We start from the raw sequence: 24006 nt of genomic DNA on the forward strand, positions 1-24006 counted from the left end.
GTGTTCCTCGTGCTCTTTCAGGGGATCGGGCGGACGCTCACAGGTTGGGGGTGATGTCCCGGTCGACGACCTTCTGCGTCTCGTCCTGCAGGTCCTGCATCACCGTGGCGACGTCCTCCTGCGCGATCGCGATCCGGTCCAGGCCCGCGCCGATGCGCTGGCCGCCGCCGGAGACGAACACGCGGGCGTAATCCTGCGGCGCCGTGTTCTCGTTCAGCTGGCGGATCGCGGTCATCGCGTTGGGGTTCTCCTCGAGGTACTTCGCCTCCTCGGGATCCTCCATCGCGGACTTCCGCACCGGCATATAGCCGGTGGCCTGGCTGAAGGTGATGGTGTTCTCGGTGTTCGTCAGGAAGTCGGCGAACTTCATGGCCGTCACCTTGCGCTCGTCGCTGATCCCGTCGGGGATCGCGATCCCGGCTCCACCGGTGCAAGCGCCGGGCGTGGGCCCGGGCAGGTAGGTGGTGTGGAAGTCGAAGTCCGCCGAGTCGTTGAGCCCGCCGAGCGAGCCGGTGGACTGCAGCAGGCCCGAGGCATTGCCGATGGCGAAGGTGTTGTTGGCATCCTGCTCGATCTGGATGTGACCGGCCGCGACCTGCTCCTGCAGGAAGGTCGCCGCATCGATCGACCCCTGGTCGGTGAACGTCGGGTTCCATTCGTCCGAGTAGGCGCCGCCGAAGGTCCAGATCATGCCCTGGAAGTACCAGTCGAGGTAGTTGGAGCCGTCGGGGACGACGAGGGCCGGGTCGCCGCCGCCCGCCTCCATGATCTTCGGAGCCCACTCGGCGAACTCGTCCCAGGTCTCCGGGCCGCGGTCGGTGGGCAGCCCGGCCTTCTTGAGAACCTCTGTGTTGAAGTACATCAGGGTCGTGGAGCGGGAGTACGGCATGCCGTAGTGCTTGCCGTCGAAGGCGTAGTCCTCGCGCAGGGTATCCACGATGTCCTCGGAATCGACACCGGCCTCCTCCCACAGGTCATCCATCGCCGTGGTCGCGCCGGTGAAGGCGAAGTTGAACCAGGTGACGTCCGAGGCCACGATCAGGTCCGGCAGGCCGCCGCCGGCCAGTGCCGCGTTGAACTTCTGCCCCAGCTCCTCGTAGTTGGCACCGCCGTCGATGAGCTTCGCCGGGGTGTCGGGATTCTCCTCGTTCCAGAGGTCGATGAGGGACTGCTCGAGATCCTTCGATTCGCCGGGGTGGTTGGACCAGAACTGGAGGGTGCCGTCACCCTCTTCACCAGCTCCACCGCCGGCGGAGGTGGAACCGCCGGCGCAGGCGCCGAGTGCTACCGCTGCCGAGCCGGCACCGGCCATACCGAGAAGTGAGCGTCGCGAGAATGCCATGTCGATCTCCAATTCGTGAGGTCCTGCGGGGAGGGGATGCGGCCGACGGGGTCGGTGCGGGATGGACGGGGAACGGGGACAGCAGGGCGGGATCGGGCGGTCAGCCCTTGACAGCCCCGGCGGTGAGGCCCTTGATCATCTGCTTCTGCAGGATCAGGAACACGATGAGCATGGGGACGGCGGTCAGGACGGTGCCGGCCATCACCGGGCCCCAGTTGGTCAGCCCCTCGTTGTCCTGCAGCTGGGTCAGGCCGATGGGCAGGGGCGCGACCTTGTCGGTGTCCGACATCAGGAACGGCCACAGGTACTGGTTCCACTCGTTGACCACGGTGATCAGCGTGAAGGCGATCAGGGTGGGCCAGGACATCGGCAGCACCACCCGGAACAGGGTCCGGAAGAAGCCCGTGCCGTCGAGCTCGGCGGCCTCCATGACCTCCTTCGGCAACGACAGGAAGTGGTTGCGCATCAGGAAGGTGCCGAAGGCGACGGCCGCCAGCGGCACGATGATGCCCTGAAAGGTGTTGCGCCAGCCCCAGCTCGCCACCAGCGCGTAGTTGGAGATCACGGTGACCTGGTTGGGCACCATCAGCGAGGCGATCACCAGCAGGAACAGCAGGTTCCGGCCCGGGAAGCGCAGGAACGAGAAGCCATAGGCGCACATCACTCCCAGGCTCACCTCGATCACGGTGAGGATCGAGGTGATGATGATCGAGTTGCGCAGGTAGCGGTCGAACCGCAGCTCGGAGAGCACGTAGGAGTAGTTCTCCGGCGCGAACGGGTTCGGGAACCAGCTGATGGGGTCGGAGTAGATGTCGCCGTGGGTCTTCAGCGATGTCATCGCGATGAAGTACAGCGGCACGAAGAACAGCAGCACGGCGGCCGCCATCCCGACATAGCCGAGCAGCTTCCCGCCCGTCCCGCCCTCGAAGGCCTGGTGCCGGGAGCCGGCTCGTCTCCTCTGCGCGGCGGTGAGCTCGGGCGCGCCCTCGGGGCTCGTCCCGGGCACGGGCGGGAGGACGGGCTTGGTGTCATCGGTCATGGTCATGGTGTCCTCCTCCCTTCTAGTCCTGTGTGTCCTGGAGCTTCACCTGGATCAGCGTGATGATCAGGATGACGAGGAACATGATCGTCGCGACCGCTGCGCCGTAGCCGGCCCGGTTGTTCACGAAGGTCTCCTGGTAGACCTGGTAGATCAGCGTCGAGGTGCCGGTGCCGAAGGGGCCGCCCTGGGTCATCACCTGGATGATGTCGAAGACCGTGAATGAGTTCAGCAGCACCGTGACGGACAGGAAGAACGTGGTGCCCTTGAGCTGCGGGAGGATGACCCGCCAGAACTTCCGCCAGGCGGAGGTGCCGTCGATCTCGGCCGCCTCATCGAGGTCCTTGCGTCGCCCCTGCAGCGCCGCCAGGTAGATCACGAAGGTGTAGCCGAGGTTCTTCCACACGTACGTGGTGGTGATCATGAACAGCGCCCAGCCGGAGTGCTGGTAGAAGTGCGGGGAGTCCACCCCGAAGAAGGCGAGCACGCCCTGGACCAGGCCGTAGCCGGGATCGAAGACGAACTGGAAGGCGACGCCGATCGCCGCACCGGCGATGACGTAGGGCGCGAACACGATGGTCCGCACCAGGCCACGACCCCGCAGGTGCTGATCCAGCAGCATCGCCAGCGCCAGCCCGATCGCCATCGAACCGAGCACGGCCACGACGGTGAAGATCGCGGTATTGCGGGCGATCTGCCAGCTGGTGTCATCGGTGAACCACTCGACGTAGTTGTCGAAGCCGATGAACGTCATGTTCGGGGAGGAGATGTTCCAGTTGAAGAACGAGATGCGGAAGTTGTCGATCAGCGGGCGGTAGGTGAACAGGCCCAGCAGGATCATGTTCGGCAGGATCAGGGCCGTGGCCAGGCCGATATGCCGCCAGTTGAGCGAGCGGGATCGCTTGACCGGGTCCTGGTCAGAGGCCGACTTCTCGAGGCCGGGAATCGCGGGGGACGTCACGAGGGTCACAGTACTGGCGGGGCGGCCGTGCCGTGCGAAGTCCGAGAGATCGGGGTCGATCTGTGACCTTCTCGGAATCCGTCCCGCGGCGGCCCCCGACGCTTGGGCATCACCCCAGGTCACAAGCGGGTGACGAGAGCGCGAGGCGCGGCCCGGGCGCTACCGGATCGGTCCTCCGTCCCCGGGCGGCCACCGGCGGGACCTCCGATGTTCACCCGCCCGCCCGGGCGGCGTCACCGAACAGCGATCCCGTCGTGACCCGCGCAGTGACCGTCGTCTCCACTGAGCGTCGCAGCCGGCCGTATGACCGGCGTCGTGGAGCGGATCAGCCGGCGGCGAGCGCGTCGACCGCGCGGACCAGCCCCAGGTGACTGAAGGCCTGCGGGAAGTTGCCCGCCATCCGCCCGGCGCCCCCATCGAACTCCTCCGCGAACAGGTCCAGATCATTGCCGCAGCCCAGCAGCTGATCCATCAGCGTCTCGGCATCCGCGCGACGGCCGGAGGCGGCGTACTGCTCGACCAGCCAGAAGCAGCACACCAGGAAGGGGTGCTCGTCGCCGGGCAGGCCGTCCTGTCCCTGCGTGCGATAGCGCAGGACGAGCCCGTCCGCGGTGCGCAGATCCTGCTCGATGCGGGCGACGGTGGCGAGCATGTGCGGGTCGTCGGCCGGCAGGAAGCCGGTGTGGGGGATCTGGAGCAGGGAGGCGTCGACCTCCGTGGAGCCGTAGGTCTGGGTGAACGCGCCGTCGGCTCCCACCCCGCGGGTCATGACCTCCTCGCGCACCTGGTCACGCAGCAGCTCCCAGCGGGAGACCTCCTCCTCGGTGGCGGACAGCCCGTGCTCGCGGACCGCCCGGACGGCGCGGTCGAAGGTCGCCCACACCATAACCCGGCCATGGGTGAAGTACGCCGGATCCCCGCGCATCTCCCAGATGCCCTGATCGGGCTGGTCGATGCGCTTCTCCGTGTAGCGCAGCAGCGCCTTCTGCAGCGGCCACGACCACTGCGTCTCCTCGACGCCGGCGTCACGCATCGCCGCCAGGGCGATCATCACCTCACCCACCACATCGGCCTGGTACTGGCCGGCCGCACCGTTCCCGACCCGCACCGGCAGTGATCCCGCATAGCCGGTCAGGTGCTCCACCTCCCGCTCGGGCAGATTCCGGTCGCCGGTGATCGAGTACATGATCTGCAACCGCTCGGGGTCCCCGGCGATCGCACGCAGCAGCCAGCGGCGCCAGGTCTGGGCGGCATCGAGGTGGCCGTGGGCGAGCAGCGCCTCGAGCGAGAGCGCGGCGTCGCGCAGCCAGCAGAAGCGATAGTCCCAGTTGCGCACCCCGCCGAAGTCCTCGGGGAGGCTGGTGGTCGGGGCGGCGACGATGCCGCCGGTGCGGCGGTGGGTGAGGGCCCGCAGCACCAGCAGCGAGCGGGTCACGGGCTCGGCGTACTCCTCATCGACCCTTACCTGCCCCAGCCAGCCGGACCATTCGGCCACGGTGGTGGCCAGCGAGACCTCGATGTCCGGCGTCGCCGGGACCGGCTGCCAGGACGGGAACCAGGTCAGTACCCAGGAGGCGCTCTCCCCGGCGGCCAGACGGTGGTGGCCGCGGTGGGCACGATCCTTCCCGCGCAGTGCGGGGCCGTGCAGAGCGACCCCGTCCCCGCCGGCGACTGCGATCAGCACCGGGTCCCCGGACTCGTCCTCGCCGCGGCGCACCCAGGGCATCGTCTGCCCGTAGTCGAAGCGGATCCTCAGCTCCTGGACCACCTCGACCTCGCCCTCGACGCACTCGACGCTGCGCACCAGGTCAGCGAGATCATCGACGTCTCCGGACAGGGATGCCGCGCTGCGGGAGCGAGCCCCGCCCGAGGCCGAGGAGATCGCGCCGCCGGTCGTGCCGGAATCCCCACCCGCTCCGCTGACCGGCATGAACTCGGTGACCGTGGCGGTCCCGGTGGGGGAGCGCCACACCGTCTCCAGCACCATCGTGCCCGGCAGATAGCGGCGGGAGAGCACCTCGCCGTCCGTGATCCGCAGCGACCAGTGACCGTTCTCCTCGGTCCCCAGCAGGGAGCAGAGCAGGGCGTCGGAATCGAAGCGGGGCAGGCACAGCCAGTCGACATCGCCCTCCCGGGTCACGAGCGCGGAGGCGCGCTGGTCCGACAGCAGGGCATGATCTTCGATGAGTGGGTTCGACATGGGGACAGTCCATCACGGACCGCCGGTGCTGGGGAGAGCGACGGGGGATCGGCGGCGCTCACGCCGCCGTGTCGGGCTCCGTCCCGGTGACGAATTCGCTGAGGTGCTGCGAGAGCGCGAGCCGGCTGGGCTCGTGGCAGTACATCATGTGCCCGGCCTCGTAGTACTCGATGCGGATCCGCTCGCTGTAGTCCTCGCGCGGGATCGCGAGCTGGGCGAGCACGTGCTCGCTGGCGTGGAACGGGGTCGCGGCGTCGTGGTAGCCGTGGGAGACCAGCACCTTGGTGTGCGGGGACTTCCGCAGCAGTCGAGCGAGGTCCGAGGCGACCTCCACCGAGCGGTTCTCGAAGTCCTTGTAGCTCCACGGGTGCACCCGGCCGGACATGATCTCGTAGACCACGTCGCTGGTGAACTCCAGCTCCCCGCGCAGGTACTGGTTGATCGTCGCCGTGTAGGCGGGGGCGAGCTGATCGATGGACGGGTCGGTCTCCATCTGCGGGGCGTTGCCATTCCCGGCCGGGGCGGTGAAGCGGCCGTCGATGCGGCCGGTCATCAGGCCCTCCTGTCGCAGCAGCTCGGCGAGGAACGCCATGTGCTCGATTCGCAGGTCGGCGCGCTCCACCCAGTCCGGATCCACCCCGATCAGGCCGCCGATGCGGGCGGCGGCCTCCTGCTTCTGCTCCGGCGCCAGCCGCAGACCGGCGGCGAGCAGCGCCGGGTACTCCTGCTCGGCGAAGGCCTCGGCCTCGTCGACCACGTCCTGCAGCATCCGGTCCTCATGCTTGCCGTGCGCGTGGGCGATCGCGGCGTAGGTGGGCAGGTAGTGCAGGTAGGGGCGGTCATTGCCGGGATGGAAGCGGATGGTGCCGAAGTCGAGCACCGGGGAGATCAGCGCGATCCCGGCGACGGCCACGTAGTAGCGGTCCATGAGGTGCGCGGCCACGGCGGAGGCCCGGGTGGTGCCATAGGACTCGCCGGCCAGGTAGAGCGGCGAGGTCCAGCGCTGGTGGCGGGTCAGCCAGTCGATGACGAAGGCGGTGATCAGATCACGATCCTCCGCCAGCCCGTGATGGCGGCTGGGCTTCTGGCCGGGGGCGGGGCGCGAGTAGCCCGTGGTCATCGCGTCCACGACCACCAGATCCGCGTCCTTGAGGATCGTCTCGTGGTTGTCCAGCAGCCGGTGCGGGGGAGCGGCCGGGGCTCCGGCATCGCCCGCGTCGACCCGGCGCGGACCCAGCAGCCCCAGATGCAGCCACACCGTCGAGGCACCAGGCCCGCCGTTGAAGGCGAACACCACCGGGCGCTCGGCCGCGTCGGTGCCCTGGGCTACGTAGGAGACGGAGAACAGCTCCGCATACGCCGCACCGCGCCCGTACTCCTCACCCTCGGGCTCCTCCTTCAGCACCACGGTGCCGGTGGTCGCCGTGTAGTCCAGCGCCCCGTCGGGCAGGGACAGGGAGTGCAGCGTGGTGACCAGGTGGTCCTCGGGCGGCGCGGGCGTCGAGGCCGCGGGCTTCTCGGCGGCCGACGGGTCGGCGGGCGCTCCTGCGGCGGTGGTGGCGGGGCGGGTCTGCTCGGTCACTCGTGCTCCTTCGGATCGGTGGCGTCGGCGTCGATGCTACGCGGACGGGGCCGTCGGACGACCGTCGCCGGTGGCGGTGGCGGTGGCGGTGGCGGTGCTGGTGGAGATGATGGCGCTCTCCGGAACCGGGTCGGGGCCGGGGCCGGGCCCTCGCCTCCGTGCGACACGCACAGGTGGACATGCGAATCCCCCGATCTGCCCCAAGGGTGGGGCAGACCGGGGGATTCGGTGACGGGCCTTCGGCGCGGCGAGCGTCAGCGGCGCGGGCGGCCGGAGCCAGGTCCCGACCGAGATCCGGGATCAGTCCAGCGCCGAGATGTCGCGGGGCTCCTCGGCACCGTCATCGTTGTCGCGGACGACCATCCGGATCGGATCCACCTTCGTCCAGACGACGAAGAGGATGCCGACCACCAGCATTCCCAGGCCCGCCCAGAGGTTGGCATTGAGCCCGTCGGTCTTCGCGGCCTCTTCGGCGCCGAAGGCGAAGATGCCTGCGCCGACCAGGATCAGGCCGAACAGGGCCAGCAGGGTGCCGATGAAGTTGCGGATGTCGAAGGCGCCGGCGGTCTGCACCGTCGCGTCCGCGGGGACGTCGGCTGCGGGATCGCTGCCGGTGCCCGGGTTCTGAGGCTTGTGTGCACTCATGAGTTTCCTCCTCGGTCCGCGCTCAGGCGAAGACGATGTTCAGGATGATGACCAGGACCAGTCCGATGCCGGCCATGGGGACGGGACGACGCCAGAACGGCATGTCCTTCTCCTCGGGATCGACCAGATCCGCCTTCGGGGTCTCCGAGTAGACCAGGCCCTTCAGCGCGTGGGCGGGCTTGGGGGTGGTGAACCGGGTGACCACGACGGACACCACGATGTCGACCACGAACGCGGTGGCGGCGCTGACGAAGGCCAGGCCCTGGCCGGGCAGGTCGAACACCCCGAAGAACGTTGAGGAGCTCCACAGCGCGACCGCGGCGAGGGTGCCGGAGACCAGACCCGTCCAGCCGGCCGCCGGAGTCATCCGCTTCCAGAACATGCCCAGGATGAAGGTCGCGAACAGCGGGGCGTTGAAGAACCCGAAGAGGGTCTGCAGGTAGTCCATCAGGTTCGAGAACTGCCCGGCGATGAGCGCGGTGAAGATCGCGATCACGCAGGCGGCCGCCGTCGCGATGCGGCCCACCTTCAGGTAGTGCCCGTCCGGGGCGTCCTTCTTCACGTACTGCTGGTACAGGTCGTAGCTGACCACGGTGTTGAAGGCGGAGATGTTCGCGGCCATGCCGGCCATGAACGCGGCCAGCAGGCCGGCGATCGCCACGCCCAGCAGACCGTTGGGCAGCACGTCGCGCATCAGCAGCAGCAGAGCGTCGTTGTAGGTGACGCCGGTGGCGGCCGCGGCGTCGGCGCTGCCGGCATGGTCGAGCTGCTTGTACTCGGCGAGCTCGCCGACCAGGACGGCAGCGATCATGCCCGGGATGATCACGATGAACGGGATGAACATCTTGGGGAACGCGCCGATGATCGGGGTCATCCGGGCGGAGGTGATGGACTTGCTGGCCATCGCGCGCTGGACCTCGACGAAGTTCGTCGTCCAGTAGCCGAAGGAGAGCACGAAGCCCAGGCCGAACACGATGCCGATCACGGACAGCACCGGGCTGTCGAAGCCGGACAGTGCCTGGCCGGGCCAGGTGTGCAGCTGCTCCGAGCCGAGCATGCCGTCGGAGGCGATGCGCTCCTTCATACCGCTCCAGCCGCCCACGCGGTGCAGGCCGATGAGGGTCAGCGGCAGCAGGGCCGCGACGATCACGAAGAACTGCAGCACCTCGTTGTAGATCGCGGCGGAGAGCCCGCCGACGGTGATGTAGAACAGCACGAACGCCGCGGCGACGATCAGGCCCACCCACTGGGGCCAGCCCAGCAGGCGGTGCACGATCATGGCCAGCAGGTACAGGTTCACACCGGCGATCAGCAGCTGGGCGACCGCGAAGCTGATCGCGTTGACCAGGTGCGCCCCGGTGCCGAAGCGCATGCGCATGAACTCCGGGACCGAGCGCACCTTCGAGCCGTAGTAGAAGGGCATCATCACCACGCCCAGGAACAGCATCGCCGGGACGGCGCCGACCCAGAAGTAGTGCATCGTGGGCATGCCGTACTCCGCGCCGGTGGCGGACATGCCCATGATCTCGACCGCGCCGAGGTTGGCGGAGATGAAGGCGAGGCCGGTGACCCAGGCGGGCAGCGAGCGGCCGGAGAGGAAGAACTCGATGGACGTGGAGACACCGCGCTTGGCGTACCAGCCCACACCGAGGACGAAGACGAAGTACAACGCGATGACCGCGTAGTCGATCCAGTGTGCGTCGAGGAGGAGGTCGACCATAGGAGACGTTCTCCTTGGGAGATGAGAAGGGCGCCTCGGAGCGCTCGCAGCGCCCACCAGGAGGCGGTGCGGCAACTGTACCGACGGTCGATCACGTTACCACCGGATGACACCGCCGGCGCGGGACCGGAGAGCCGTGCCGATGGGAGCGACCCGGGTGTGATAGAGCGTGCCGGACGCCGACCCCGTCCGGTCGTGCGGATCCGCGCCGCCGGTCATTCCGGGGCCCGGGTCTGGGCAGCGGACGGCGCATCGCGTAGCATCACGGGACGTGAACGTTCACGGCCGGATGTTGTGCCGCCGCGCAGAATCGGCGCCGGCACGCAGCACTCGACGACGAGGAAGGACGACGTACCAGCGATGAAGCCACGTCCCACCCGGCGCACCGCGTTGGCAGGAACCGGAGCAGGAATACTGGCAGGCCTCGCAGCCTGCGCACCCCCCAATCCGGGCGACGTCAATGCCGAAGCGGCCATCCCGCCCAGCGATGGGCCGGTGACACTAAGCTACTGGGCCTGGTTGAAAGACCTGCAGAAGGTCGCCGACATCTTCAACCAGAAGCAGGACCGGATCAAGGTCGAGACCACCTGGATCCCCGGCGGCAAAGACGGCGGCTACGCCAAGATCCTCTCCGCAGTCTCCGCCGGTGGCGGTCCGGACATCGCCCAGGTGGAGCTGCGGCAGGTCCCTGAGTTCGCCCTCGCCGGTGCCCTGACCGAGCTCGATCGCTACGGCTTCGACGAGCAGGTCGACGCCTTCGACCCCGGCGCCCTCAGCCAGGTGAAGGTCGGTGACTCCTACTGGGCCGTCCCCCAGGACACCGGCCCCGTGGCCACCTTCTATAACCGCGAGGTGCTCGAAGGGGAGCTCGGGCTGCAGCCCCCGGCCACGTGGGAGGAGTTCAGGGAGACTGCCGAGATCGTCTCCGAGGCCGGCAGGAACCTCATCACCCTTGACCCGTCGGACGGTTCGTACCTCATCTCCTGGATCATGCAGTCCGGCGCCGTGTGGTTCCGGACCGAGGGGGACACATGGGTGGTCGACATGACCGGTGCCGCCTCGATGCGGGTGGCCGAGTTCTGGGACGAGATCCTGGGCGCGAAGATCATCGGGACGGGATACGGCGCGTTCTCGACGCCGTGGATGGCCGCCGCCGGCGAGGGGAAAGTGCTCGCCACCATCGGTGGCTCCTGGGGTGATGCGCTCGTGAAGTCGGTGCCCGACGCGGAGGGGAAATGGGCGGCGGCCCCGATGCCCACGTGGGCCGATGGGAGCGGCTACGCCTCCGGCGCCCACGGCGGCTCGGCCGCCGCGGTGCTGTCCAACGCCCAGCACCCCGCGGAGGCGCTGGAGTTCCTCAACTGGATGTGCACGGATCCCGACGGGATCGACGCGATGATCGAGTTCTCCGGGATCGGCTGGTCGCCGTCCAAGGACTACATCGGCAAGACGCGACAGCAGCCCTCGGAGTTCTTCTCGGGACAGAACTACAACGAGGAGGTCATCCTGCCGATGGCCGAGGGGCAGAACCTCGAGTGGACCTGGGCCCCGCTCATGCAGCGTGTGCAGGCCATGATCGGCGACGGGATGAGCGCTGCGGTCACCGGTGAAGTCCCCTTGGTGGACATGTTCCCGCAGACCCAGGCGAAGATCGTCAAGATCATGCGGGACATGGGACTGAACGCGGAGGAGGCACGATGAGATCCAAGACAGCTCCCTGGGTGCTGCTGGCACCGTTCCTGGTCGTCTTCCTCGGCACCATGATCGTGCCGATCATCATGGCGATCGGGTACTCGTTCAGCTCCGTCGAGCGCCACGGCCTGCTCGGCGAGGACGGCATCACCAACAGCTTCGCCGGGTTCGAGAACTACCTCAAGGCCCTGTCGAACGCGAACTTCGTCGAGTCGATCGGACGCATGGTCCTGTTCGGCGTCGTCCAGGTGACCGTGATGATCGTGGCCGCAGTGATCCTGGCACTGCTGCTGGAGAGCGCGAGCGCCAAGTGGCCCGGGTTCTTCCGCGCCACCTACTTCCTGCCCTACGGGATCCCCGGCGTGATCGCCACGATCCTGTGGTCGTTCCTGTACATCCCCGGGCTGAGCCCGATCGTGGACGTGCTGGAGCTGGTGGGCCTGCCGATCGACTTCCTGGGCCCGAACATGGTGCTGTGGTCTATCGCGAACATCGTGACCTGGACCTACACCGGCTACAACATGCTCATCATCATCGCCCAGCTCAAGTCGATCCCCGGTGAGCTGTACGAGGCCGCGAAGATCGACGGCGCCGGCTCGATCCGGGTGGCCACCTCGATCCAGCTGCCGCTGATCCGCCCGGCCGTGATGCTCACGGTGATCTTCTCGATCATCGGCACCCTGCAGCTGTTCGCCGAGCCGCGGCTGATGCAGTCCATGAGCGCCGGGATCACCTCGGAGTACACCCCGAACATGTCCGCCTATGCCTTCGCGTTCCAGTACAACGACATCGGCATGGCGGCCGCCCAGGCCGTGATCATCGCGGTCTCCGCCTTCCTCCTCTCGGCGGTCGCGCTGGGAGTCTCCTCCTGGATGGAGAAGCGTCGATGAGCACCTCGCACCACACCCCCGACACCACCGCACCGACCGGGCGCCGCAGGGCCACGAAGCCCGCGAAGGGTTCGAAAGCCACGAAGAGCGCGGCGCACGAGAGCCGCACCGGCGCGCGAGACGCCGGCCGGAAGCCGACGACCACCATCCTGGTCACCGCGATCCTCGTGATCATCGCGCTGTACTTCCTGGTCCCCGTCTACTGGGTGCTCATCAATGCCACCAAGTCCACCGAGGACCTCTTCGGCACCAACGGCTTCTGGTTCGGCGAGAGCTTCCAGCTGTGGGAGAACCTCAAGGCCGTGCTCAGCGCCAACGGCGGGATCTTCCCGCGCTGGGGACTGAACTCCATCCTGTACGCGGGTCTGGGCTCCGTGCTCGCCACCTACTTCGCGACCGCTGCGGGGTATGCCCTGGCCAAGTACCGCTTCCCGGGCAGGCGCTTCATCTATGTGCTGGTCCTCGGCGGGGTGCTGGTGCCCGGCACCGCCGTCGCACTGCCGCTGTTCTTCCTGTTCAGCTCGATCGGGATCACCAACACCTACTGGTCCGTGCTGATCCCCTCGCTGGTGAGCCCCTTCGGGCTGTTCCTGGCCTCGATCTACGCGAGCGCCGCAGTGCCCGATGAGCTGCTCGAAGCCGGCCGGATCGACGGAGTGGGGGAGCTGGGACTGTTCCACCGCCTCGCGCTGCCGCAGCTGACCCCCGCGATCGTCACCATCCTGCTGTTCCAGTTCGTCGCGATCTGGAACAACTACATGCTCCCGCTGGTCATGCTGGCCGACGAGAAGCTCTACCCGATCACCCTGGGCCTGGACAACTGGCGGGCCCAGACCGACCGGCTGCCGGAGTTCTACCAGCTCACCACCGGCGGCGCGCTGCTGTCGGTGATCCCGCTGGCGATCCTCATCCTCGTCCTGCAGCGCTTCTGGCGCGGCGGGCTGACGGAGGGATCGGTCAAGGGGTGACCGCCCCGCGCCCGCCACAGAGCTCGAGAGGAGCATGACGATGGACGTCGACCATCCCCGCACCCCGCTGCGCCGCTCGGCGACTCCGGGACGTCGGGCGGTGCTGGCCGGCAGCGCATCCCTGCCGCTGGCGGCCCTCGGCCTCGCCGCCTGCGAAGGGACGGAGCAGGGCGGTGCCGCCCCGGACCTGTCGGCGGAGCTGCCGCGGGCGGAGCCGGGGCCCGCGACGGGTGCCGGCGCGTTCGTAGTGCCCTTCACCGCCCGGATGCTCGGTTCGCTCGAGCGGGCGGAGACCAATACCGTCTGCTCGCCGCTGTCCGCCCAGGTGGCGCTCACGATGGTCGGCATGGGCGCCGCGGGGGAGACGCTCGCCCAGATGGAGGCAGTCCTCGGAGCGCGCATGGACGAGCTGGCAGGGAGCGCGAACACGCTCTCGACAGTGCTCGCCGCCGTCGGTGCCCAGGAGCGCGAGGCGGAGGACGAGGACCGGCCCGCGCCGGCCCGCGCCTCGCTCGTGAACGGGACCTGGCTGCAGGAGGGGTTCGAGATCCAGCAGAGCTTCCTCGAGGATCTCGCCACCTGGTTCGGCAGCGGGGTCTTCGAGGCGGACTTCGCCGACCACGCCGAGCGGGAGGCGGCCCGCGAGGAGATCAACGACTGGGTCGCCGACTCCACCGACGACCTCATCGAGGAGCTGATCCCCACGGGCGCCCTGACGGCGGCCACCCGCCTGGTGCTGGTCAACGCTCTGCACCTGAAAGCCGCGTGGCAGCAGCCGCTGACCGTGGAGGGCGGGCGCTTCACCACCGCCGACGGCGAGGAGCGCAGCTGCGAGATGCTCCACGGCACCACCGCCACCTGGTACGAGGACGAGGTGTGCCGGGCGACCTCCCTGGACACCTACGGGGACGCCCTCGCCCTCGCCCTCGTCCAGCCCACCGGCGACCTCACAGAGGTGCTCGAGACCTGGTCGGCGGCGGCCGGGGAAGACGGCTCCGGTCTCGCCGCACTGCTGGACGGCCTCGAGGGCTCCGAGGTGAGCACCCAGCTGAGCGTCCCCGCCTTCGATATCAGCTGGGGGGCCTCGCTGAAGGACGTCCTGCAGGGGCTCGGCATGACCGATGCGTTCTCCGGTGCGGCCGATTTCTCCGGGATCACCGGATCGACGGACCTGGTGATCGACGAGGTGCTGCAGAAGGCGGTGATCACCGTCGACGAGAACGGGATGGAGGCCGCCGCCGCGACCGCCGTGGTGGCCGTCGAGACCTCGGCCCAGGTGCCCGAGCAGGAGCTGGTGCTGGACTCGCCGTTCCTGCTCGTCGCCTATGAGCGGACCACGCTCGCTCCGCTCGTCGTCGGCTGGATCGGCGATCCCACGCAGACCCGCTGACCGGCCGGGGAGCGGTGCCGCGCGAGACGCGGCCCGCTGGGCGCGCCCCGCGGTCGAACACCTGACACACTGTCGTAAGACGTTTTACACGAAAGGACATCCGACGATGACCGCCCTGCTCCGACCCACCCCTGACGGTTTCCTCCGCGACGGGGATCCGCACCTGGTGATCTCCGGTGCGCTCCACTACTTCCGGGTCCATCCCGAGCAGTGGCGCGACCGCCTGCGCCGCCTGGTCGCGATGGGCTGCAACACCGTGGAGACCTACGTGGCCTGGAACGTGCACCAGCCCGCGCAGGACGTCACCACCTTCGACGGCATCGCGGACCTCGGTCGCTTCCTCGACATCGCCGCCGAGGAGGGCCTCGACGCGATCGTGCGCCCGGGCCCCTACATCTGCGCCGAATGGGAGAACGGCGGCTTCCCCGGCTGGATCCTCGCCGACCGCAACCTGCGCCTGCGGAATCGCAACGCCCCATACCTGCAGCTGGTCGACGCCTGGTTCGACCAGTTGATCCCGGTGATCGCCGAGCGGCAGGCCGCCCGCGGCGGCAACGTGGTGATGGTGCAGGTCGAGAACGAGTACGGCAGCTTCGGTGATGACAAGGTCTACCTCGCCCACCTGCGCGACGGCCTGATCGCCCGCGGCATCGAGGAGCTGCTGGTGACCTCCGACGGCCCGGCACGGATGTGGCTGACCGGCGGCACCGTCGAGGGGACGCTGGGCACCGTGAACTTCGGCTCCCGCACCCTCGAGGTGCTCGCGATGGCCGAGCGGGAGCTGCCCGCCCAGCCGCAGATGTGCATGGAGTTCTGGAACGGCTGGTTCGACCACTGGGGCGAGCAGCACCACGAGCGCACCGGCGGCGATGCAGCGGGCGAGCTCGCCGACATGCTGAACAACGGCATGAGTGTGAACTTCTACATGGCCCACGGCGGCACCAACTTCGGCCTGCAGGCCGGCGCCAACCATGACGGCACGCTGCAGCCCACCACCACCAGCTACGACTACGACGCCCCGATCGCCGAGAACGGCGCGCTCACCGAGAAGTTCCGCGCCTTCCGCGAGGTCGTCGCGCAGCATCGTGACCTCCCGTCGTACGAGGAGCATCTCGCGCAGCTGGGCCTCTCCGAACTGCCGGCAACCCTCCCGGCGGGCGAGGTCGCGATCGAGAAGGTCACCTCCCTGCGCGGCACCGAGCGCTTCACCCGTCCCGCCGAGGTGCATCCGACCCCGCCCGCCTTCGAGGACCTCGGTCTCGAGCGCGGCCTGCTGCGCCTGTCCCGCGAGATCGAGATCGCTGCCGCCGAGCGCGAGGGCCGCACCGAGATCTCCCCGCTGAAGCTCTACGACCTGCATGACCGTGCCTGGGTGTACGTCGATGGGGTGTACGTCGGAGCCACCGGGCTGGACCCGGCACAGGCCGACGTCCCGCACGCGGAGCGCACCGACGCCACCGACCCGGCCGTCGTCGAGCTCACGCCCTTCGTCGACCGGCTGCTGCCGGACGGCGGTCACCGCACCGTGCGGGTGGAGATCCTGGTCGAGAACCTGGGGCGGGTGAACTTCGGCCCCCGCCTCGGAGAGCGCAAGGGCATCCTCGGCGGGGTCTGGCAGACCATCCGCTACCTCAACGACTGGGAGGCCGACGCCTGGCCGCTCGAGGAGATGGGCGAGGAACTGGCCGGACTGCTCGAGAACGCGCCCGCACTCGCCGCGGAGACCGACGCCGACACCAGCGCCGACAATGATGCGCTGCCGGTGCTGGTCGGGGCGGCCTTCGACGCGGAGGCACCGACGGACACCTTCCTCGACGTCTCCGCCGCCGGGCACGGCGTCGCCTATGTCAACGGCTTCTGCGTGGGCCGGTACTGGAACATCGGCCCCCAGCAGAGCCTGTACGTGCCGGCGCCGCTGGTCCGCCCGGGCCGCAACGAGGTGCTGCTGCTGGACCTCGAGAAGCGGCCGACCGCGCTCGCGCTGGTGACGGAGCACGTGTTCGCGACGCCGGGGGTCTGAGCCTCACCGGGTCGACCGCTCCGGCTCCGTCGCTATGACCGCAGGCCCGACGGGGAATCCGGCCGGGCCTGCGGAGATCGGAGGGAGTCAGATCACAGCGAACTGCTGGGGGTGACCGGGACATCGGCAGGCAGGACCTCGGCGTACTCCTCGAGGATCTTCAAACCGCCGCCTTCCTCCCACTCCTTGACCGCAGCGGTGAAGTCATCGAGGGTCTTGCGGCCCTGGATGACATCGTTGCGGACATCGCTGAGCCGACTGGAGAGCTGGGCCCCCTCGGACGAATTGGTGTCCGAGTACAGGCCGTTGGTGGGCCTACGCATCATCAGTTCGAGGAGCTCCTGCTCCTTGCCGTAGATGTATTCGGAGTCCGAGGGGATGGTGTTGTAGATGACGCCTTCCCCGGCGGTCATGATGTTCAGGGCACTGACCAGGCCCGGCACCTCGGCGGGAGCGTCACCGATCGGCACGTAGTTGCCGTCGCGGACCTCGTAGTCCTTGCCTTCGGTGCCGTAGTTCTTCTGCATGTACTCCACGGTCCCGAAGGGGGCGGACAGCCAGTTGATCAGGTCCAGCAGCTCGCGGATCTTCGCCTCGTCGTCGGTCTTCTTGAAGGGAGTGAAGCCCACGGTGCCGTAACCCATGTTGTACACCGGGCGGCGGCCCTCGACGGCGGAGAAGGGCACCATGATGTCTGCGAGCAGGTCGGGGTTGTACTGGCGGTATTCCGTCGCACCCCGCGGCCCGACGGAGACCAGCGCCGCGATCGAACCATTGGCGAAGTCCTGAGCGGTCTCCGCATGGTTGAGATCCGGGTAGAACGCTCCTGCCGCGAAGACCTTCTGTGCGTATTCGAGGGTCTCGAGGTACTCGTCCAACTGGTGGTTCGCCGTCAGCGTGCGGTCCTCATTCACCCGGTACTGATTGGGCACGCCGAACCACTGGCTGAACATGTGGAAGGCATTGGGCAGGAACGGCTCCAGCGCCCAGCGCTGGCCGGGGATCAGGATCTCCTTGCACTTCTCGAGGAATTCGTCGGCGCTGCTGGACTGGAAGCCGTCGACTTCCTCCCAGACGCCGGGGTTGCCCAGGTAGACCTGGCCGAAGGGGGTGGAAGGGATCGGAGCGCCCCAGATCTTCCCGTTGACCACGGCGGTGCGCCACGATCCCGGGGTCAGAGCAGCGAGATTCGGGTAGTCCAGCACTGCATCCCCGGAGAGGTATCCGGTGAGATCGGTGAACTGGGACTCCAGCATCGGTCCGACGTTCGGGATGCCCTGGTTCGGCGGAACCCACATCAGGTCGGGAAGGTCTCCGGAGGCGAGGATCGTTGCGAACTTCTCCGGGTAGGAGTCGATGGCGATGTCGAGGTTCAGGGTGCCGCCCAGCGCCTCGTTCAGTCGTCCCCACATGCCGTTGCTGTCCATCGGCGTGGGTGGCGTGGCGAAGGTCTGGGAGAGCGCGCTGATCTCGCCCGAGGTGATCGGCGCGGCATCAGTGGTCGCGAGAAGCTCCTCGGGGGCTCTGAGGAAGACATTGTGGAGCCCCTCCTCGTTCCCCGCCAGGTCCGGGGCAAGACCGTCGATCGGCTGATAGGTGGGCAGCGTGACGTCTGCGGAGGCTTCCGCGCCTCCGCTCCGTCCGCCTCCTCCTCCGCCGCAGGCAGTGGCGCTCGCTGCCACAGCGGTGGCACCCGTCAGGGCGAAGAGGTCGCGTCGTCGGATCTCGAATCGCATCAGGGATTCCTTTCTGGGGCACCGTGTGAGGTGCCCAGTGGGGGTGGGATCGGGCAGTCAGCCCTTGATGGCGCCAGTGATGACGCCCTTGGAGAAGTACTTCTGGAGGAAGGGGTAGACCAGCACGATGGGAGCGAGAGCCACCACGACGACGGCCATCTTTATCGACTGCGGGGGAGGGGCCTGCTGGACTCCGAGCTGGTCAGCGGTGAGCGAGGTGCCTTGGATGACGTAGCTGCGCAGGATCATCTGGATCGGCCACAGCGTCTGGTCGTTGATGTAGAGCATCGCGTTGAAGAACGCGTTCCAGAACCCGACTGCGTAGAACAGGCCGATGACGGCGATGACCGCTTTTGACAGCGGCAGCACCACTGTGCGCAGGATCCGGAAATCACTGGCCCCGTCGATGCGCGCGGCCTCGGTGAGTTCGGAGGGGATGCCCATGAAGAAGGAGCGCATGACGATGAAGTTGAAGCCGGCGAAAACGCCCGGCAGGATCAGTGACCAGATCGAGTTGAGCAGGCCCAACTGCTTGACCATCAGGAACATCGGGATCAGGCCGGGGCTGAAGAACAGCGTGAGGATGATGGCCATGAGCATGAACTTGCCACCGAGCACCGGTCGGCTGAGCGCGTAGGCCATGCAGATCGTCACGAACAATGCCAGCAGCGTGCCCACGACGGTGACGAAGATGCTGACCCCGAGGGAGCGGAAGACGAGCGGGCTGGCGAAGATCGTCTCGTACGCCTCGAGCGTCGGATCCGTGGGGAACAGGACGTAGCCGCCGGCTTCCGAGATCTGCTCGCCCGAGGCGAGAGAGGTGGAGACGACCACGAGCATCGGCACGATGATCGACAGGCTCACGGCGACGATGAGAAAGGTCTTCGCGATGGTCAGCGGCAGACTCGGCTTCTCCATCCACGTCGGTCGGATGCTCTCGCCGAAGGCGAAGGACCAGATTCGCTGATGGAGCGGTCGCGGCGTGCGCCGAGTGCCGGAGGGTGCGGGCACGGTGGGGGTCGGTGCGGTCACTGGGGCCTCCCGCGGTAGATGCCGTCCTCACCGAGCAGGTGGGCGACTTTGTTGGCCAGGATGATGAGGATCGTGCCGACGATGCCCTTGGCAAGCCCTGCCGCAGCGCCCATCGACCAATCGCCGCCTATCACCCCGGTGTAGTAGGAGTAGGTGTCCAGCACTTCGGCGGTGTCGGCGCCCACAGCGTCCCGCTGGAGGATGAACTGCTCGAACCCGACGGTGAGGATCGACCCGAGGTTCAGGATCAGCAGCAGCACGATGACGGGGCGCATGCCCGGCAGGGTGATGTGCCAGGTGCGACGAAGTCGGCCGGCGCCGTCGGAGGCGGCGGACTCGTACAGCGACTGGTCGATCGAGGCAAGAGCTGCGAGGAAGATGATCATGCCCCAGCCGGCGTCCTTCCAGGCCACCTCCGCGACGATCAGCAGAGCGAAGGTGTCCGAGTTGGTCATGAACGGGATGGGGTCCATGCCGGACTGCACCATTGCCTGGTTGATCAGGCCTGCGCCGCCGAGCATCTGCTGGAACAGCGCGATGACCAGCACCCAGGAGAGGAAGTGCGGCAGATACACGATGGATTGGAAGGCTTTGCGCAGGCGCTGACTCATCATCGAATCGACGACCAGTGCCAGCAGGATCGGTACCGGGAAGAACAGCGTGAGCTGGAACGCCGCGTAGATCAGAGTATTGCGGAGAGCAAGGCCGAAGCGATCGTCCTGAAGCAGTTCACCGAACTTCTCGAGGCCGACGAAGGGGGCTTCGGGGATCGTGTAATAGGGCTGATAGTCCTGGAAAGCGATGATGTTCCCGAGAATCGGGATGTAGAAGAACAGCAACAGCGCGAGGGCCCCGGGGACCATCAGCACCAGCATCTGCCAGTCCTTGCGCAACCTCGCGCGCAGCGGCTTCCTGGATCTCGCCGAGGTGGCGGTTGCTCGAGCGCCCTCTGGTCTCCTGCGGGCGCTCCGGGTTACGCCGTCGGTCTCGTCGGGGTCGTGCTGGATGCCGGCGTCCGGTCGCACGTCACCGGGTGGCGCGACGGACGGTGCGCTGCTTCGCGTCATCACGAGCTGGTCCTCTCGGTCTGCCCTGGCCGAGGAGAGCAGAGACTGCCGCTGCAGGTCTGCCTTGACAGGGTGATGAAGATCGTAAATGCTTTCACACAGTTTGTAAATCAGTTCACAGTCATTGGCCGCCGGCCCCGATCACGAAGCTGCAAGGTTGGGTCGTGTGGGCTCTGACACCACTCGAAAGCGGTCTCACTCTATGAACGACCTCAGGATCGGCGTCATCGGTTTCGGCGCCCGCCACTACCTCGCGCTCCACGCCCACCAGCCGGGAGAGGGGTCGGCGGTCACCGTCGTGGCCGATCCCGGCGAGCGCGGGAAGGCGAACGCCCGAGAGGCCTTCGGTGAGGGCATCCCGACCGTCGACACCGTCGAGGAGCTGCTGGCCCATCACGAGGTCGATGCGGTGATGATCCTGACCCCGGACTTCGCGCATGCCGCGGTCGCGCTGCAGACCCTCGAGGCCGGGATCCCCACCTTCTGCGAGAAGCCGATGGCGATCGGTGTCGAGGACACCGACGCGATGCTGGCGCTGGCGAAGGAGAAGCGGGCGCGGCTGTACATCGGTCACAACATGCGGCACATGCCGGTGGTGCGACAGATGAAGGCGATCGTCGACTCCGGCCGGATCGGCCGGGTGCGGGCGATCTGGTGCCGGCACTTCGTGGGCGCCGGCGGCGACTTCTACTTCAAGGACTGGCACGCCGAACGGGCGAAGTCGACGAGCCTGCTGCTGCAGAAGGGCGCCCACGACATCGACGTGATCCACTGGCTGGCCGGCGGCTACACCCGCCGTGTCTCCGGGATCGGCGACCTCGCCGTCTACGGAGACATCACCGACCGCCGCGACAACTCCGACCGCCAGATGCGCGACTGGTACGACGCGGACATCTGGCCGCCCACCGCGCAGAAGGAGTTGAACCCCGTCATCGACGTCGAGGACATCTCGATGATCAACATGACGCTGGACAACGGGGTGCTGGCCTCCTACCAGCAGTGCCACTTCACCCCGGACTACTTCCGCAACTACACGGTGATCGGGGACGCCGGCCGGATCGAGAACATGGGTGATGGCAGCGGGGACCAGATCCACATCTGGGAGTCCCGCCGCTCCGGCCCCGGCCGGCCCGACGACGTCGAGGTGATCGCCCGCGCCGACGGCGGACACGGCGGCGCAGACCCCAGCCTGGTCGCCGAGTTCCTGGCCTTCGTGCGCCATGGCGGCATCACCGATGTCTCTGCCGTCGCAGCCCGCGAGGCCGTGGCCACCGGGGTCTACGGCGCGGAGTCGATCCGCAACGGCGGGATGCCGTATGACGTCCCGGCCGTGCCGGAGGCAGTGCGCCGCTACTTCGACGAGGGCCAGCCGTGAACCGGTTGCCCCGTCATCGCCGGTCATAGGGTGGTCCGATGAGCCCCGCTTGCACCGACTCCTCCCCGCAGCCAGGGCGGCGCCCGAACCTTGTGCTGGTCTGTGTGGACCAGATGCGGTTCGACGCCATGGGCTGCGCGGGCAACGAGCACATCGACACCCCGTACCTCGATTCCCTGGCTCGGCGCGGCAACCGCTTCACCCGCGCCTACTCCTCGACGCCGACCTGCATCCCGGCGCGGGTGGGCATGTTCACCGGCACCGGCCCGGAGACCCACGGCCGCTACGGCTACCGGGAGGGGATCAATTTTCCCGACGCATACCCGACCACGCTGCCGGGCACCCTGCGCGAGCACGGGTACCAGACCTACGGTGTGGGCAAGATGCACGTGTTCCCCGAGCGGGCGCGCTGCGGCTTCGACGACGTGCAGCTGCACGACGGCTACCTGCACGTCAGCCGGGCTGAGCACCGCGGTGCCTCGGCCCGCGCCGACGACTACCTGCCCTGGCTGCGGGCGCAGACCGGCGACCCCGCCGCCGACTACCAGGACACCGGTCTGGGCTGCAATTCGATGGTGGCCCGGCCCTGGGAGCGACAGGAGCGGCTGCACCCCACCCGCTGGGTGGCCGATACCTCCTTCGAGTTCCTCGGCCGCCGGGATCCCACCCGTCCGTTCTTCCTGTACATGTCCTTCCACCGCCCGCACGCCCCTTCGACCCGCCTGCCTGGCTGTGGGACAAGTACTCCCGCCGCGACCAGCCGGAACGGCCGATGGGGGACTGGGTCCAGCAGTTCGACGAGTTCCGTCGCGACGGCGACGACGAGGCCGAGTTCGCCCACCGCTCCCGGTCGCGGCACGATGCCGTGAAGGCCGGGTACTACGGCAGCGTCGAGTTCATCGACTTCCAGATCAATCGCCTGATGGAGACCCTGCATGACCAGGGCGTCGCCGAGGACACCGCGATCCTGTTCGTCTCCGACCACGGTGAGATGCTCGGCGACCACGACCTGTACCGGAAGTCCGTGGCCTATGAGGGCTCCAGCCACATCCCCTTCCTGCTGCACCTGCCGCCGCGGCTGCGGAAGGACTGGGGCCCGGCAGGGGACGTCGAGGCGATCGTGGAGCTGCGCGATGTGATGCCCACGCTGCTGGATCTCGCCGGAGTGCCGATCCCCGGAACTGTCACCGGCACCAGTGTGCGCCGGCCGGTGGCGGAGGGCACCGCGGTGCGCGACCACCTGCAGGGCGAGCACCTGATCCATCAGCTCGGTCGGCACTCCATGCAGTGGATCCTCACCGAGCGCCACAAGTACGTGTGGTTCTCCGGCGACGGGCGCGAGCAGCTGTTCGACCTGCGTGAGGACCCCTATGAGTGCGTCGACCTGGTCGCGGCGGGCGGGCACACGGCCGAGCTCACCCGGCACCGGGAGCTGCTGATCGCCCATCTGAAGGACCGCGAGGAGGGCTTCGTGAGCGACGGGGCGCTGGTGCCCGGCAGGCCGCTGCGCAGCGAGGCCGAATGGGTCAGGGAGTTCGCGGCGGACTGAGAGACGGCCGCTCGGGATCGGCCGCTGCCGGTGTGCCGCGCTCGTATCGGAACCACTTGTCGGTGACGGCCAGCTCGGGGTCGATGCCCCTCTGGCGCGCGTAGACCAGGCACATGCCGAGCACATCGCCCAGCTCCTCCGCCACGACCCGTTCCTGCTCATCGGGGCTCAGGCCGCGGTGGCGGCTCTGCCCGGTGGAGGTCAGGTGCGCCTGGGCGAGCTCGCCGACCTCCTCGGTGAGCTTCAGCAGCGCCCAGCTCGCGGATCTCTCGATGCCGTAGACCTCCGCGTACTGCGCGGAGAGTGCCTCGATCCGGTCGGCGATATGGTTCAGCTCCATCCCTGCACCCTAGGGGAGCGGCGTTCCAGGGGGCTCAGGAATGTCGGGCCCCTGTCCGAGAATCCTGGAGATGGCCCGCCGACCGGAGCGGGTCCGGTGATGAAAGGGTGTGCCGGCGACCGCGGCCCCGGTGGGTGCACCTGCCTCTGCCTCAGGCCGTGGCGCGGTGGGGCGTGACGATCTTGTCCGCGTAGCGGCGGCGGAAGCGCTCCACGCGGCCGGCGGTGTCGACCACGCCGGAGCGGCCGGTCCAGAACGGGTGCGAGGCTGCGGAGACCTCCACGTCGATCACCGGATACTCGTAGCCGTCCTCCCAGGTCACCGTCCGCTCGGAGGACCGGGTCGAGTTGGTGAGGAAGGCGGTGCCGGCGCTGCGGTCACGGAAGATGACGGGCCGGTAGTCGGGATGGATGTTCTTCTGCATGAGGATCCCCTCCGTAGGTTGCTGAAAGATCAAC

20 protein-coding genes are annotated in these 24006 nt (G+C 68.1%); 8 read left to right on the top strand and 12 right to left on the bottom strand.

From position 1 onward, the window contains the following. Positions 1-37 precede the first annotated feature (37 nt). The 7 genes from CFK39_RS10005 to CFK39_RS10035 all read right to left on the bottom strand — a co-directional run bounded on the left by CFK39_RS10005 (position 38) and on the right by CFK39_RS10035 (position 9489). A complete protein-coding gene (locus CFK39_RS10005; protein ID WP_089066382.1) occupies positions 38-1342 on the bottom strand; it encodes an ABC transporter substrate-binding protein in 1305 nt (434 codons plus the stop codon). Positions 1343-1442: 100 nt separating this feature from the next. Continuing rightward, positions 1443-2387, bottom strand: a complete 945-nt coding sequence (locus tag CFK39_RS10010) for a carbohydrate ABC transporter permease (protein WP_245822461.1) — start codon at positions 2385-2387, stop codon at positions 1443-1445. 16 nt (positions 2388-2403) lie between these two features. Next, on the bottom strand, positions 2404-3342 hold the full coding sequence (locus CFK39_RS10015) for a carbohydrate ABC transporter permease (protein WP_245822463.1): 939 nt from the start codon (positions 3340-3342) through the stop codon (positions 2404-2406). Positions 3343-3667: 325 nt separating this feature from the next. After that, complete coding sequence (locus CFK39_RS10020) at positions 3668-5542, bottom strand: glycoside hydrolase family 15 protein (RefSeq protein WP_089065336.1); 1875 nt, start codon at positions 5540-5542, stop codon at positions 3668-3670. Positions 5543-5600: 58 nt separating this feature from the next. Beyond that, positions 5601-7124, bottom strand: a complete 1524-nt coding sequence (locus CFK39_RS10025) for a S10 family peptidase (RefSeq protein ID WP_089065337.1) — start codon at positions 7122-7124, stop codon at positions 5601-5603. A gap of 300 nt (positions 7125-7424) precedes the next feature. Then, entirely contained in the window at positions 7425-7769 is a 345-nt protein-coding gene (locus tag CFK39_RS10030; RefSeq protein WP_089065338.1) for a tetraspanin family protein, read from the bottom strand. A 22-nt stretch (positions 7770-7791) separates the two neighbouring features. After that, positions 7792-9489, bottom strand: coding sequence for a sodium:solute symporter family protein (locus CFK39_RS10035; RefSeq protein ID WP_089065339.1), 1698 nt, complete (start codon positions 9487-9489; stop codon positions 7792-7794). Between the two features lie 519 nt (positions 9490-10008). Between CFK39_RS10035 and CFK39_RS10040 the strand changes: the two genes are divergently transcribed. From CFK39_RS10040 to CFK39_RS10060, 5 genes are all read left to right on the top strand, one after another. Further along, entirely contained in the window at positions 10009-11190 is a 1182-nt protein-coding gene (locus tag CFK39_RS10040; protein ID WP_245822465.1) for an ABC transporter substrate-binding protein, read from the top strand. Beyond that, the gene (locus CFK39_RS10045) at positions 11187-12071 is read left to right on the top strand and encodes a carbohydrate ABC transporter permease (protein ID WP_089065341.1); all 885 of its coding nucleotides are present in this window, start codon (positions 11187-11189) and stop codon (positions 12069-12071) included. The genes CFK39_RS10040 and CFK39_RS10045 overlap by 4 nt, the downstream gene beginning before the upstream one ends. Then, positions 12068-13039, top strand: a complete 972-nt coding sequence (locus CFK39_RS10050; protein ID WP_089065342.1) for a carbohydrate ABC transporter permease — start codon at positions 12068-12070, stop codon at positions 13037-13039. Before CFK39_RS10045 ends, CFK39_RS10050 begins: the two co-directional genes overlap by 4 nt. Positions 13040-13073: 34 nt before the next feature. Continuing rightward, positions 13074-14429, top strand: coding sequence for a serpin family protein (locus tag CFK39_RS10055; protein WP_245822467.1), 1356 nt, complete (start codon positions 13074-13076; stop codon positions 14427-14429). Between the two features lie 106 nt (positions 14430-14535). Continuing rightward, positions 14536-16449: a glycoside hydrolase family 35 protein gene (locus CFK39_RS10060; protein WP_089065343.1), complete on the top strand. Its 1914-nt coding sequence runs from the start codon at positions 14536-14538 to the stop codon at positions 16447-16449. Positions 16450-16541: 92 nt separating this feature from the next. Here the strand turns inward: CFK39_RS10060 and CFK39_RS10065 are convergent, their stop codons facing one another. The 3 genes from CFK39_RS10065 to CFK39_RS10075 all read right to left on the bottom strand — a co-directional run bounded on the left by CFK39_RS10065 (position 16542) and on the right by CFK39_RS10075 (position 20092). Further along, a complete protein-coding gene (locus tag CFK39_RS10065) occupies positions 16542-18185 on the bottom strand; it encodes an extracellular solute-binding protein (protein ID WP_089065344.1) in 1644 nt (547 codons plus the stop codon). A 57-nt stretch (positions 18186-18242) separates the two neighbouring features. After that, positions 18243-19103, bottom strand: coding sequence for a carbohydrate ABC transporter permease (locus CFK39_RS10070; RefSeq protein ID WP_157697130.1), 861 nt, complete (start codon positions 19101-19103; stop codon positions 18243-18245). Positions 19104-19213: 110 nt separating this feature from the next. Then, the gene (locus CFK39_RS10075) at positions 19214-20092 is read right to left on the bottom strand and encodes an ABC transporter permease (protein WP_245822469.1); all 879 of its coding nucleotides are present in this window, start codon (positions 20090-20092) and stop codon (positions 19214-19216) included. A 394-nt stretch (positions 20093-20486) separates the two neighbouring features. Between CFK39_RS10075 and CFK39_RS10080 the strand changes: the two genes are divergently transcribed. The 3 genes from CFK39_RS10080 to CFK39_RS17185 are packed head-to-tail and all read left to right on the top strand — an operon-like array spanning position 20487 to position 23208. Next, positions 20487-21659 (top strand): Gfo/Idh/MocA family protein, encoded by a 1173-nt coding sequence (locus CFK39_RS10080; RefSeq protein ID WP_089065346.1) that lies wholly within the window; start codon positions 20487-20489, stop codon positions 21657-21659. A gap of 38 nt (positions 21660-21697) precedes the next feature. Beyond that, a complete protein-coding gene (locus CFK39_RS17180) occupies positions 21698-22528 on the top strand; it encodes a sulfatase-like hydrolase/transferase (RefSeq protein ID WP_275094097.1) in 831 nt (276 codons plus the stop codon). Beyond that, positions 22432-23208, top strand: coding sequence for a sulfatase-like hydrolase/transferase (locus CFK39_RS17185; protein WP_275094098.1), 777 nt, complete (start codon positions 22432-22434; stop codon positions 23206-23208). Before CFK39_RS17180 ends, CFK39_RS17185 begins: the two co-directional genes overlap by 97 nt. On the opposite strand, the gene CFK39_RS10090 is transcribed toward CFK39_RS17185, so the two are convergent. Beyond that, entirely contained in the window at positions 23186-23548 is a 363-nt protein-coding gene (locus CFK39_RS10090) for a MazG nucleotide pyrophosphohydrolase domain-containing protein (protein WP_089065347.1), read from the bottom strand. The two genes, CFK39_RS17185 and CFK39_RS10090, sit on opposite strands and share 23 nt — an antisense overlap. A gap of 151 nt (positions 23549-23699) precedes the next feature. Then, on the bottom strand, positions 23700-23972 hold the full coding sequence (locus CFK39_RS10095; protein ID WP_089065348.1) for a type B 50S ribosomal protein L31: 273 nt from the start codon (positions 23970-23972) through the stop codon (positions 23700-23702). Positions 23973-24006: the final 34 nt, after the last annotated feature.

Source organism: Brachybacterium avium (assembly GCF_002216795.1).
GTDB classification, from domain to species: Bacteria; Actinomycetota; Actinomycetes; order Actinomycetales; family Dermabacteraceae; genus Brachybacterium; species Brachybacterium avium.